The sequence below is a fragment of the Candidatus Poribacteria bacterium genome (genome assembly GCA_021295755.1).
Taxonomy (GTDB): domain Bacteria; phylum Poribacteria; class WGA-4E; order WGA-4E; family PCPOR2b; genus PCPOR2b.
Window position 1 is genome coordinate 1 of the sequence record JAGWBT010000078.1, and the last position, 13,249, is coordinate 13,249.

The 13,249-nt window shown below is 49.4% G+C and carries 12 protein-coding genes; 10 read left to right on the forward strand and 2 right to left on the reverse strand.

All coding sequences use genetic code 11. The features are described 5' to 3' along the window. A partial coding sequence (locus tag J4G02_12515; GenBank protein ID MCE2395401.1) for an aminopeptidase P family protein occupies positions 1-797 on the forward strand: 797 nt, incomplete at its 5' end. Positions 798-955: 158 nt separating this feature from the next. Here the strand turns inward: J4G02_12515 and J4G02_12520 are convergent. Together J4G02_12520 and rpoZ are read right to left on the reverse strand one after the other, a co-directional pair. Further along, complete coding sequence (locus J4G02_12520) at positions 956-1,843, reverse strand: hypothetical protein (protein ID MCE2395402.1); 888 nt, start codon at positions 1,841-1,843, stop codon at positions 956-958. A 280-nt stretch (positions 1,844-2,123) separates the two neighbouring features. Then, entirely contained in the window at positions 2,124-2,438 is a 315-nt protein-coding gene (gene rpoZ, locus J4G02_12525) for a DNA-directed RNA polymerase subunit omega (protein ID MCE2395403.1), read from the reverse strand. A 222-nt stretch (positions 2,439-2,660) separates the two neighbouring features. On the opposite strand from rpoZ, the gene J4G02_12530 reads away from it, so the two are divergent. The 9 genes from J4G02_12530 to J4G02_12570 form a co-directional block, all read left to right on the forward strand. After that, positions 2,661-3,968: an ABC transporter permease gene (locus J4G02_12530; GenBank protein MCE2395404.1), complete on the forward strand. Its 1,308-nt coding sequence runs from the start codon at positions 2,661-2,663 to the stop codon at positions 3,966-3,968. Positions 3,969-4,097: 129 nt separating this feature from the next. Next, a complete protein-coding gene (locus J4G02_12535; protein MCE2395405.1) occupies positions 4,098-5,393 on the forward strand; it encodes an ABC transporter permease in 1,296 nt (431 codons plus the stop codon). A 64-nt stretch (positions 5,394-5,457) separates the two neighbouring features. Next, complete coding sequence (locus J4G02_12540; protein ID MCE2395406.1) at positions 5,458-7,173, forward strand: ABC transporter permease; 1,716 nt, start codon at positions 5,458-5,460, stop codon at positions 7,171-7,173. 144 nt (positions 7,174-7,317) lie between these two features. Beyond that, entirely contained in the window at positions 7,318-9,240 is a 1,923-nt protein-coding gene (locus J4G02_12545) for an HlyD family efflux transporter periplasmic adaptor subunit (GenBank protein MCE2395407.1), read from the forward strand. A 143-nt stretch (positions 9,241-9,383) separates the two neighbouring features. Continuing rightward, a complete protein-coding gene (locus J4G02_12550) occupies positions 9,384-10,010 on the forward strand; it encodes an orotidine 5'-phosphate decarboxylase (protein ID MCE2395408.1) in 627 nt (208 codons plus the stop codon). Between the two features lie 13 nt (positions 10,011-10,023). Next, on the forward strand, positions 10,024-10,584 hold the full coding sequence (gene hxlB / locus J4G02_12555) for a 6-phospho-3-hexuloisomerase (GenBank protein ID MCE2395409.1): 561 nt from the start codon (positions 10,024-10,026) through the stop codon (positions 10,582-10,584). Between the two features lie 20 nt (positions 10,585-10,604). Then, on the forward strand, positions 10,605-11,534 hold the full coding sequence (locus tag J4G02_12560) for an amidohydrolase (protein ID MCE2395410.1): 930 nt from the start codon (positions 10,605-10,607) through the stop codon (positions 11,532-11,534). A gap of 278 nt (positions 11,535-11,812) precedes the next feature. Beyond that, positions 11,813-12,931 (forward strand): N-methyl-L-tryptophan oxidase, encoded by a 1,119-nt coding sequence (solA, locus tag J4G02_12565; protein MCE2395411.1) that lies wholly within the window; start codon positions 11,813-11,815, stop codon positions 12,929-12,931. A 100-nt stretch (positions 12,932-13,031) separates the two neighbouring features. Next, positions 13,032-13,249: Gfo/Idh/MocA family oxidoreductase (locus J4G02_12570; protein ID MCE2395412.1), on the forward strand; the 218-nt coding region annotated here is incomplete at its 3' end.

A 13,249-nucleotide genomic window follows, 5' to 3' on the forward strand; every position in this document is an offset into this window, starting at 1 on the left:
TATCACCGAGGGCAAAAGAGGCGATCGAGGCAGGACTGCCAAAGGCACAGATCAAGGATTGTTCAAATCTCATTCGCCTTGTTCGGATGGTCAAGACTGAAGATGAATTGTCACGGCTGATTCGTTCAGCGGAAATTAGCGAGACGGCAGCGATGGACGCACTCGCGCACCCCCGACCGGGGGAGCCAATCGCCGATGTTGTCCAATACTATCGACAGCAGATCGCCAAGGATGGCGCAGATTTCGATCACTTTGCATTCGGGGTGCGCGGCTTAGGACTTGCGACGGAGCCAAACTACATCTTGACAGATGAGGACATACTCTATGTAGACTTTGGTTGCATCTATGAAGGAGCGTTCTCCGACAGCGGCACGACGTTGACCATGCGCGAACCGTCGGCGGCCCTAATCGACAGGCATAGAGCATTGCGGGAATGTGTTGAGGCAGGGGCGGAGGAGATGACACCGGGCGTAAAAGCGTCTGCCGCCCAAGCTGCTATGTGGAAAACACTCAACGCACACGGAATCACAGCCTCATCTCCGCATGGACATGGACTGGGCTTGGAGGTCCGCGATTACCCGATTATCGTCGCAGACAATGGGCAGCGGATTCATGATGATTGTGTAGACATCTCTTCAGATTTAGCGCTTGAGGTGGACATGGTTCTCAATTTGGAAGCGATGATTTCGATGCCGGGCGTTGGGTCGCTACACATTGAGAAATCGTTCCTTGTAACACCCAACGGGAGTCGTCCGCTGATTCCACAGGATCGGACGCGCCCTGTGCAACCGGGCTAAACGATGGGATAAATAAAGGCTTATACAAAAAGAAAGTGTGAAGTAAAAAAGAAGCTCATGTAAAAACGGAGTGCAATTACGGTAAAAGCGTTGAGGGCGGGGCAAGATGCCCCGCCTACGGTTTTTGTTGTACTATTTCTTAACATGAGCGGATCTGTTTAGACGCGGGCAAACTTCTGAAACCGCTGTCCACGGCCCGGCTCACCGATCTCGGCAACGTAGATGCTGCCTTCGTCATCAACGCAAAGTCCATGCGCCGACTGTATGATACCGTTGTTTTCGGCACCGGAGAACCGACTTAACCGCTCTCCTTCCGGGGTCCAGACGCTGACACGTGAGCCCGCCCCCTGCTCAACCACATAAATCATGTTGTCATCAGTGATCCACACATCGCCGGGGGCAACGACATCCGTCCATGTTTCCATGTGTTTCCCATCCGGATCGAAGATTTGGATTCGATTGTTCTCACGGTCACAGACGATGACGCGCCCCGTCTTATCACATCCAATATTATGGACCACTGCGAACTCACCTGGCCCGCTGCCCGCCTCTCCCCACGCTAGAAGGTGTTCACCCTCTTTGGAATATTTGTGAACGAGGCGATTGCCATATCCGTCCCCGACGTAGATCTCTCCTTCTGGACCGAGCGCCACGCCGGTGGGCATGTTATACTCGCGTTTATGGTATGTCACACCAGCGACACCGCGTGTTCCCCACTCGCGCTCCAAATCACCGAGTAGCGTGTAACGGCGCACGATATGTTGCCACGCATCGGTCAGGTAAACTTCATCGTCAGGTCCGATGAAGATTCCGTGCGATTGGCTAATCAGATGTGGAGAAACACCAAAATCCCCATACCCCCATGAGGTAACGAAGTTCCCCTCCTTGTCAAAAACAATAACCGGATGTATACCGCGGGTAAAAGCGAAGACTCGTCCCTTGGAATCAATTGCTGCGTCCGACACCATAGAGAAAACCCAACCCTCCGGCAGTTTTGGCCATCCGTCCACTAATTCATATTTATAATCTCCCTCACCTAATGCCATGTTATACCTCCAAAGTTGAAGTTTGAAATGATACGTGTTTATTTTAGCATGTTTACAGGTTTGGATCAACAACAAAGCAGAACGTCTTAGAGAATAAAAAAAGGGTTCACATGGGAATGGAACAACTTCATTCCTCCGTATGTGAACCCTTAAACCAACATAGCAGTGACTATTTTTTTTAGATTCTTTCGCGCAACGCAACAGTTTTCAACTCGACCGGATAATTAACTTACAACCCCTCTTCCGCCTCATCCGGATCTGTCACCTCGTCTTCTTCATACTATTCTTCGGTTGGCTGAAGTTCCTCTAACCCCTCCGCCTCCTTGTCTTCCTCGCTATCTATGGGAGCGAATGGTGAACCTTCCACAGATTCTTCCGGTCGATCTAACTCCTCGTAGTTAATGCGCCCTGAGCTAAGCTCATCAATTGCAATTGTTACAGGTTTTTGGGCATTAGCCATTAACATAGGCAGGCTATTTTCGGCATTGATTTCACGCGCTCGTTTCGCTGCGATATTCACAGCCAAATACTTGTTGCTGCTATGTTCCTTGTTGTCACCACGTTTCAAGATGTCTTCAAGATAGATCAGTGGCATTCTGAGTAACCTCGCAATTTATGGGTAATTTGGGCGAACCAAATTTGAGAGGTATATATTATCAGCGATTGCCGAAATTGTCAAGACAATTTCCATCAATCCGATCCAGTAAATACTTCAGACCCCGATGTTGTTTGTCTACCATCAAACATCTAAACCAATCTCATGCCGTTTCGTCCAAGTATTGGGACAAAATATAGCACAAATAGGGGAGGAGCAGAAATGAGAATTGGCGAAGGATTTTCAGTTGGATTTACAGCGATTCGCGCGAATAAGATGCGATCGCTCTTGACGATGCTCGGAATTGTTATTGGTATCGCTTCGGTTCTGGCGATGATTGCTATCGGCGATGGAGCCAAACTGATTGTGCTCCAGGACGCCCAAAAGATTGGTGGCGCCAATCAGGTCACGCTATATCGGAGCAGCCATATCCGCAAAGGCAGCGGTCGTTGGGAACGGAATCGCAGCAACGAATATTTCGAATATGGAGATGTGCTGGCAATTGAAGCCGAATGCCCGTCCGTCGAAGGAGTCATCCCTCGTATCCCGCAGTGGCGTGGGGTGCTTGTGCAAGCGGAAGGCGGTGCCGAGAAACGGACAGGGTATGAAGGAATTACGTCTTTCTATCAAATCGGAATGAACTGGGAGCCTGCAACGGGACGTTTTATCACAGAGGAAGATGTTACCGATCGGTCTAAAGTCTGTGTTCTCGGATCGGATGTAGCAAACGAACTTTTTCAGGGTCAAGATCCAGTTGGTAAAACAATCAAAATCGCGCGTGGCTCCGGCAACAGGCGCCGTCGCTGGGAACAACGTAGCCAAGACAGAAGCATGGAACGGTTCACCGTTGTGGGGGTGATGGAGCCTCGTGGTCGAAGTCTCCGTTTCGGGTGGAATCTGGATGACCGGGTGCTTCTTCCCTTGACAACGGTTCAGGAACGGTTTACCGGCAATGACCGGGTGACAATGATTTCTGTCCAAGCAAAGAGCGTCGAATTGATTAACCAAGCCAAGGAAGAGGTCACGGAGGTGATACGGAAACGGCACCGTAATCAGGACAACTTCTTTAATGTTTGGGAGATGAGGGCTGGTATGGAGCAACTGTTCAAAATTAGCAAGGTTATCAAAATCGTGCTCGGTGTTATCGCCGGATTTTCGCTGCTTGTGGGCGGCATCGGCATCATGAACATGATGTTGGTCTCTGTAACGGAACGCACCCGAGAGATCGGCTTACGTAAAGCGGTTGGTGCCAAACGACGGGACATCCTTTTCCAATTCTTGATTGAAGCAATTGCAATGTGCAGTGTTGGTGGCATTATAGGTATTGGGTTGGGTGTTGCTGCCGGGCACGGGATGGCAAATGTTGCAGTAAACATTGTTAAGATTGTTCCGGAGTGGCCCGCTGTTGTCTCTACAGAATGGATGATTATCTCCGTTGCCTTTTCAGCACTTATCGGTATTGTCTTCGGTGTCTACCCAGCGGTAAAAGCCGCACAACTTTCGCCTATCGAAGCATTGCGGACTGAATAGAGAGGAGAAAAGGAAATTTGGAACTGAGTGAAGAACTCTCAAACGTGTGGATTTAATTGGAAATGGAAGTCCGCCATTTTCGCTTATCGAAGCGTTGAGAATGGTATTAACACGAAAGGAGAGAGGATATTGAAACTCAGTGAAGGATTTTCAATCGGGCTCAGAGCCATTGGCATAAATAAGATGCGTTCCCTTTTGACAATGTTAGGAATTATCGTTGGGGTCGCTTCGGTACTTGCAATGATTGCTGTAGGGGATGGAGCAAAAACGCTTGTACTCCAAGATGCGGATAAGTTGGGAGGCGCGAGTCAATTTAGTATGTGGCGCGGTGGCTGGATTAAAAAAAAGGGGCAATGGGTCCGCAACCGTAGCAGCGAGTTTCTAAAGTATGATGATGTCGTAGCCATTGAAGCGGAGTGCCCTTCCGTTGAATTGGTGATACCACGTATTCCGCGATGGGGTGGCGTTCTCGTTCAAGCCGCAGATGGTGCCGAAAGCCGCACCGGATATAACGGCGTTGATTCGCACTTTCCGATTGGGATGAATTGGGAGATAGGACGAGGGCGTTTCTTTACAGAGACTGAATTCAACGATCGGCAAAAAGTCTGTGTCATTGGATCCGAACTGGCAACCGAACTGTTTGGGGAGGATGAGCCCATCGGCAAGCAAATCAAGGTCGCACGAAGTGCCGACTGGGAAGTCAAACGGGAAGAACGAGAAAGAGTGATGGTCCGGTTCACGGTGGTAGGTGTAATGCAGACGCGCGGAAGAAGTCTTCGTTTTGGCTGGAATCTCGATAACATTCTATTTGTACCGTTGACTACTGCACAAGAGAGATTTACCGGAAATGACCACGTCACGATGTTCACCGTCAAGGCAAAACATATAAATTTGATTGACAAAGCCCAAGAAGAGGTCAAAACGGTGATGAGAAAACAACATCGCAACCAAGACGATTTTTTCCACATTTGGGTTTTGAATGAAAGCATGGAGCAGCTGAATAAAATTAGTTGGGTTATCAAAATCACGCTGGGTAGCATCGCTGGATTTTCTTTGCTCGTTGGTGGGATTGGTATTATGAATATGATGTTGGTGTCCGTTACGGAACGGACCCGAGAAATCGGATTACGAAAGGCGATTGGTGCCAAGCGGCGGGACATCCTCCTTCAGTTTCTAGTTGAAGCGGTGGTAATGTGTAGTATTGGTGGATTGCTTGGGATTGGATTGGGTATTGGCGCAGGTTACGGCATGGCGAATATTGCGGTAAAGATTGTGAAGGTTGTCCCGGAGTGGCCCGCTACCATTTCCACAGAGTGGATAGTTATCTCGGTTACCTTTTCGGCACTTATCGGTATTGTCTTCGGCGTTTATCCCGCGGTAAAAGCGGCACAACTTTCGCCTATTGAAGCGTTGAGGACAGAATAGAAACGTTTGTAAATTGTAAGGAACCGGCGAACAACCTAACGAATCAATCAAAGGAGAAGATCGTATGAATCTCATCGAATGTATTATGGTTGGACTTGCCAGTCTACGGCGTAATCCACTCCGTTCCGGATTGACTATTTTGGGCATTGCTATCGGTGTTGGGGCGGTCGTGAGCATGGTTTCGGTCGGTGACGGTTCACGTGCATTGGTCTTAGGCGAAATAGAACGCACCGGCGGATTGACCATGATTGAGATTACACGGGACGATTGGGATCGGCAATCAGGGACATTCAGCAGAAGGGCAGGACGTACCCTGAGACGTTGGCGTAGAAACCGTGCAGAACACCTAGAAACCCAAGATATATATGAGATTATGGAAAGAGGGAGAGGTGTTGTCCATGTAGTCGGTGAAGATGACATGCCGGGCTGGAATGTATATCATGAGGGAGCCAGTAGGAATTCTAGAGTGGTTGCAGGGACCGCAGGGTATGATCGATCACACAATTGGTATCCAGTCATGGGACGGTTCTTCACTGAGGAGGAGGTTGAAAGAGCAAGCACGGTCACCGTTATCGGCTATAAAATCTACGATGAAGTCTTCAAAGGTGAGGACCCAATCGGCAAGGAGATGAAGGCGACACGTACAACGAGCTGGGGACCTCGATATGACGTACGCCTGACGGTAATCGGTGTGATGGAAGAGAAAGGCGATGCGATGGATACCGAAGGTTGGGATGAGCGTTTTATCATCCCCCTCACAACATTTCAGCAGCGCTTTACCGGACGGAAGGAGGTCGAGCGTATCCGTGTGGAGGCAACAAGCCTTGATGAGGTTGAAATCGCGAAAGAGGAAGCGAAGCATATTTTGGGTAGGCTGCACAATAATTCTGGAGAGGAATATCAATACTGGACAGCACAGGAGGAATTGGCAACCGCTGAAAAGATCGGGAATACGATGAAAGCCTTAATGGGTGGGATTGCGCTGATTGCACTCTTTGTGGCAGGAATCGGCATCATGAATATCATGCTAGTCTCGGTCACAGAACGAACAAAGGAGATTGGCCTGCGCAAGGCACTTGGGGCAAAGCGGCGCGATATTTTGACACAATTTCTGATCGAGGCGTTAGTCCTAAGTATAACAGGTGGTATCTTGGGGGCGATTCTTGGTATTTTTCTGGGGAAGGGTAGTGCCGCGTTGATCGCTAAATTTGTGTGGGAAGGCAGCAATTGGCCCTCGGTCATTTCATATTCTACCATGATCATCGCCATGGGCGTCTCTGTGGGCATTGGGGTTATCTTCGGGTTGTACCCCGCTTACAGAGCAGCAATCCTAATGCCGATAGAAGCGTTGCGGGAGGTGCCGGGAGATGAAAGCCTCAGGATTGATGGACAAGAATTTAAGCTTGCCTCGCTTTCCGGAAGATTTTGGGGACAGTTACTGGACAGCTTGGTTTACGCTGCTATCGTCGCTATTCCGTTCGGTGTGTGGATGCGTATTGGATTAGAAGGCACCAATATTGTGCTCTGGGTTGCTGCCTCCATTGCGTTACTGTATCTACTCTTTCAAGATGCGGTAAACGGACGAAGTATTGGCAAACGACTTATGAAAACAAGAGTCATTGATTCTACGAGTGGGTTGCCTTGCAATCTGTGGCAATCTGTTCTTCGCAATCTGTCACTGCCGATACTTAGTGTAATTGATTGCATCTTCATCTTAGGAGAGAAAAAGCAGCGATTTGGCGATAAACTTTCAAAGACATTGGTAGTCAGAGTTACATAAGACGTTAAACTATAGTGGAGATTAGAATTAATGAGACACTCCAAACCGGTGCGGTTGGAAAACCGCACCTACTGGGGCGAAAGTGTCTATTTATTTTTAGAATCCACCATAAGTAGCAATCATCAACAAAGGAGCGATCAAATAGTGAAAAAGATAATCGGAACTGTTGCGATTCTTGTTTTAGCGGTAACCCTCATGTCATGCGAATGGATTAGAGGGCGCGGAAAACAAGAGGGCGCAGCTGAGAAGCGGGTTGAAGTGGTCAGGAGTGGGGATTTCCAGAAGCTGATTAGCGCGACAGGAAACCTCGAAGCGCTCATTGATGTCGAGGTCAAGGCAAACGTTGCGGGTGAAATTATTGATCTGTATGTGAATGATGGGGACTATGTTGAGAAGGATCAGGTGCTGTTAAAGATTGATCCGGAACAGTACGTGGAAGAAAGGAAGCAGGCTGAAGCCGATGTCGATGCTGCTGTAGCACAACTCAGGCAGTCAGAACTCAACATCATATTGAAAACTGAAGAGCTTGAGAGCGCACGTCAACAAGCGGCAGATAATGTCAAAATTGCCCGATCGAATTTGAGGACAACCCAAGCGGCTTCACAAACACAGATTACCTCGTTAGAAACGGACATCCAAACGACGCTAAACCAATTGGCTCAAGATAACATTGCGCTGGAACAGGCAAAGATCGAATTCAACCGTGCAGAAATCAGACTCGCAGAACTTCAGACAGAACTTGAGTCGGTAAAAGTGGAGCGGGATAACGCGGAATCTGAACGGAATCGGAACAAGGAACTGTTTGAGAAGAAACTGGTTTCCAAAAAATCATTGGAAGAGGCGGAATCAAGATATGCCAATGCAGATTCACAATATAAAACGGCTCTTAAGCGATTAGAGTCTCAGCAGCAAACCGTACAGTCTCAAGAGAAAACTATCGCTACAAGAAAGAGTGCAATCGCAAACCGTCAGCTAACTAAGACGTACCAAGACTTGAATTTGCAAGAACTCCGTAAAATGAGACAAGCGGAGGAGGAGGAGAAAAGCCTCCAACTGCAAATCGCCCAAACCCGCCTTGCGGAGATTGAGGATACCCTCGTAAATGAAAAAACTGTCACCGAGCAAGGAGCGGTGAGCGCACAAGCGAATCTCCTTCGCCGTCGGAGTAGCCTGAAGAACCAAGAGGAACAGTTGGAATGGACAGTTATCAAGGCACCGATGGCTGGCACTGTGACCCTACTCGAAATTGAAGAGGGAGAGATTGTCACCTCCGGTCGCTCGGCATTCTCGCAGAGTCCGCCGTTGATGACAATTGCAGATCTATCAAAAATGGTGGTGAAGACCTACATCAACGAAGTCGATATGGAACGACTCAGGATGGATCAGAAGGCAAACATCAAAGCTGACGCATATAAGGATACAACGTATGACGGTCGCGTCGCGGAAATCTCTCCGAGTGGAGAGGAGCGGGACAATATCATCACCTTTGAGGTAATGGTCGAGGTGGTCGGCTCACCGTCTGAATTACGTCCCGGCATGAGTGCCGATGTCGATGTTGTTACCTATGAGGAGAAAGATGTCTTGATGCTGCCGATTGATGCGGTTCAAGATGAAACGTCGGCAATTGCTACGGCGAAGGTTGGTGCCGCTGCAGATGCTTTCAAAACAGACCAAGAGATTGAGCTCAAAACGCTAACCGGGAAGAGCTTCAACGGCAAGATAACTAGCATCAGCGGCGACCGATTGACAATCAGTCTCGATAGCTCACAGCGCGGCTTGCGTGATGGTGAACGCACCTTCACACTTTTGGTGAACGGTAAGCAGAAGGCGGACGGGGTTTCGACCAACATTAAAATTACGAAAGATAAGTTTGTCATGCTCGATGCACAAGGCGGTTCTGAAAAAGGGAACGGCAACTCAAAAGGGCAGCAGGGAAAGCGCGTCTCTATTGAGACGGGCGAGCAGAATGAAACCGATGTTATCATCAAGAGTGGATTGGTGGATGGCGATCGGGTAATTTTACCTGAGCGGAAAGGAGCTCCAGGGGGGCCAGGTAGACCTTCTTAATTATCGGTTCAAGTTACAAGCGTCTCGGGTAACCGAGGCGCTTTTTTTATGCCTTTTTGCACCTTTCTTGCTTTGACAGTGAACTCCATCCGTGATAAAATGCCGAAGAGTAGTATACGAGTTAAAAAAATGGACATGATAATATGAAATTGCAACTCGCTTTGGACTCAAGCAATAGTCGGGAAGCCAAAGGTATCCTTGAGCAAATTAGCGATCTCGTAGATATTGTCGAGGTCGGCACTCCTCTGCTCATGAAAGAGGGGGTAAAGGTCGTCACAGAGATCAAGAACACTTACCCTCAACTTGAGGTGCTCGCAGATCTCAAAATCATGGATGCCGGTGATATTGAGGCAAGCATTGGGTTTGAAGCGGGTGCGGATATTGTGACCGTGCTTGGCGTGGCACATGACGTTACAATTCGCCGCGCTGTGAACCAAGCCCGTACTCTCAATAAGCAGGTGATGATAGACCTGATAGCGGTTGGTGATGTTCGGGAACGTATCGATCAGATTGACCCCATCGCCCCAGATTACTGCTGTGTCCATACCGCCTTCGACCTCCAAGACCACGGTATAGATCCCCTACGAGAAATTCAACTGGTCCACGCTGCCCTGAAGCAAGCTAAGATGGCAGTGGCGGGTGGGATTAATCCGAAGATCCTGCCATATATTCTCGCTTATCGTCCGGCGGTCATCATTGTGGGCGGTTTCATCGCCAACCAGCCGGATCCCCGTCAGGCGGCTCTCGAAATCAGAGAATTGTTGGCTTAAAGAGGGAAAATCGGTGAATACACAGGCATATATCAGCCAGATCCTTAATGAACTAAGCGAGACCGTAGGGCATATCTGCAACGATTCGGCGGAGAAACTGGCTGATGCGATCTTGGCTGCCGAAACAATCTTTGTCGCTGGGGCTGGGCGATCCGGTCTGGCAATGAAGAGTTTTGCCATGCGCTTGATGCACATGGGCTTTGATACTTATGTCGTGGGAGAGACCGTAACCCCTAGTATCACAGACAAAGATGTGCTGCTAATCGGTTCCGGTTCAGGCTCAACCAGCAGCTTGGTCGTCAGTGCTAACAAAGCCGACGCAATCGGTGCGACTATCTGCCTTATCACCATTGATGAAAACGCACCGATTGCTCAAGTGGCAGAGGTGGTTCTCACTATCGCTGCCCCCTCACCCAAAGTTAACAAGGATCTCGGTTTCCGTTCAGTGCAGCCAATGGGATCTCTTTTTGAGCAGAGTCTCTTGTTGACCTTGGAGGCGATCGTCCTTCTGCTGATGAGGAAAACGGGGAAAACCACGGAATTGATGTTCACGAGACACGCCAATCTGGAATAAGAGTAAGGATAGGCTTGCCCATGATTATTGACGCACATGCTCACATCTTTCCCGAAGTCCGCGGCGCGACGGGTAGGGGTTCCACCCGCGGACCGGGTTATGGTCGCATTGCTGTCGGTGATGAAGAAACCCAACTGTTGCCACCGTATAACGAAAAAACGGTGTTCACCCCTGAAATGCTTATAGCAAATATGGATTGGGCGGGTGTTGACAAAGCGGTACTGCTCCAAGGACCGTTTTATGGGGAGTGCAATTCGTATGTGCTTGAGGCACTGGACCGCTACCCAGATCGCCTCGTCGGTGCAGCGTATTTCGATCCATGGGAGACGAACGATCTCCAAGATTTTGAGGACCTTATAGCGTCTTCGGGCTTTCGGGTGGTTAAACTGGAATGCTCTGAACCGACTGGACTGTGTGGCTTGCACCCCGATGCTAGGCTCGATATGTCTGACATCGCTTGGCTCTGGGAGGCGATTGAACACCGCGGATTGGTGCTGACCCTTGACTTGGGGGCTATAGGCAGCCGATCTTATCAGACCGGTGCCGTGCGAACCATTGCAGAGGGGCATCCGGATCTACGGATCGTTATTGCACATCTGGGGCAGCCGAACCCGTCGGCGGAAGCGGAGGCGGAACGCTGGGGCTTATGGCAGGAACAGATTGATCTTGGGCAGCTGTCCAACGTGTGGTTTGATACCGCCGCTTTGCCAGCCTATCTACCGGACGAGGATTTCCCCTATCCCACCGCGGAGCGGTATCTTCACCTTGCGCTTGAGCGCATCGACCCATCAAAAGTCTTATGGGGAACGGACTTGCCGGGACTGCTGCGTCATCTAAACTATCCACAACTGGTGAAGTTAGCAAAACTGCACACACAGTCACTCTCCCCCGATGAACAAGCGATGATCCTCGGAGAAAATGCGATGCGCGTTTATGGTTTTGATTTATAGTAGATTTTAGAATTATTTAGACACTCCCAATGTACAACCAACCCCCTAAATCCCCCTTATCAGGGGGACTTTGAAAACTTCACTAAGGTCGGAGTTATTGGTAAATGTCCACTTATTTCTCTAATTCACCATATTTAGACACTCCCAATGTACAACCAACCCCCTAAATCCCCCTTATCAGGGGGACTTTGAAAACTGCGCAAAGGTCGGGGTTATTGGTAAGTATCTACTTATTTCTCCAATTCACCATAGTTGATCAATAAAGAGGGGATAATTAAATGCATCGAGATGCGGAAATTTTGGTCGTCGGGTTGGGGGCGATGGGGAGCGCTGCTCTATATCATCTCGCACGCCAAGGTGCGGCACCGGTCGGCATAGAGCAATACCCCGTCGGTCATGTGCACGGCAGTTCTCATGGTCACTCAAGGGCGTTTCGGGTCTTCTATAACGACCCCGTATACGTGACTTTGGTGAAAGCCGCCCTTCCGCTGTGGCAGGAATTAGAGACACTTTCTGGCGAACAGCTGCTTACCCCCAACGGCATGCTAGCCTTTGCTAAACCGGGGAATGAACGATTGGATCAGAATATTCGTGTCATGCAGGAAACGAAAACAGCACACGAGGTGCTGACGGCTGAAGAGGTTGCCGCCCGATTTCCGGCACTTCAACTCCCGGCGGGCACCGTCGGCTGCTACACACCGGACTCAGGTTTCCTAAACGCAAGCCGTTGTGTTCGCACACATGTATCACAAGCTGAGCGTTTCGGGGCGACGGTTCACAGTGGGGTAAGCGTCCATCATATCGACATCAGCAAGGAACATCCCGAAATTGAAACATCGGCAGGCACCTATCGCTGCAAAAGGCTTGTCGTTGCCCCCGGACCGTGGGCTTCACAGCTGCTCAAAGATCTCTCACTACCGCTTGAGGTAACACGACAGCAGAAATTTTACTTTCAGCCACAAGACGGCGGGGCGTTGTATCAGCCAGACCGTCTGCCTGTCTACGCGGACTACGACCTGCACTACTACGGCTTTCCCTACTACGGTCCCGGAATCAAGATAGCTGATGACGGGCATGGACCCGTGACCTCTCCTGACACGGTTGATCGGGAGCTAGACCGAGACGTACAGAATGCGCTGGAACAGTGGCTCAAAACAATTATGCCCGGAGTCAATCCTTCCTTTGTTGAAGGCTCAACCTGTATGTATACACTTACGCCAGACAACGACTTTCTTATCGGGCATCATCCGCTGAATTCAAACATCTTTGTCGGGGCAGGGTTCTCAGGACACGGCTTCAAGTTTTCAACCATTGTCGGCAAGATCCTCGCCGAACTCGCCGTTGACGGCAAAACGGATTATCCGATAGACAAATTCCGACTGAACCGATTTGGGTAGATTGACTGACCTTTAGGAGGATGGTATCCGCCATCTGGATAGAGCAAGTAGACATTTTTTTAGGAAAATCCTAACCAACAATCACTGATGAGGTGAACCAATGGTTAAAACTTATCGCACTGGCATTATTGGCTGTGGTGGGATGGGACGCGCTCATTCAACTGCTTATACCAAAAATCCAACGACAGAATTGGTCGCAGCGATGGATGTAAACGTGGAATCGGCGAAACGCCTTGCCGATGAATTCTCTGTTCCTACTGTGTATACTGATTACAATCAGATGCTAGAAAAAGAAGCGCTCGATATTGTGAGCATCAC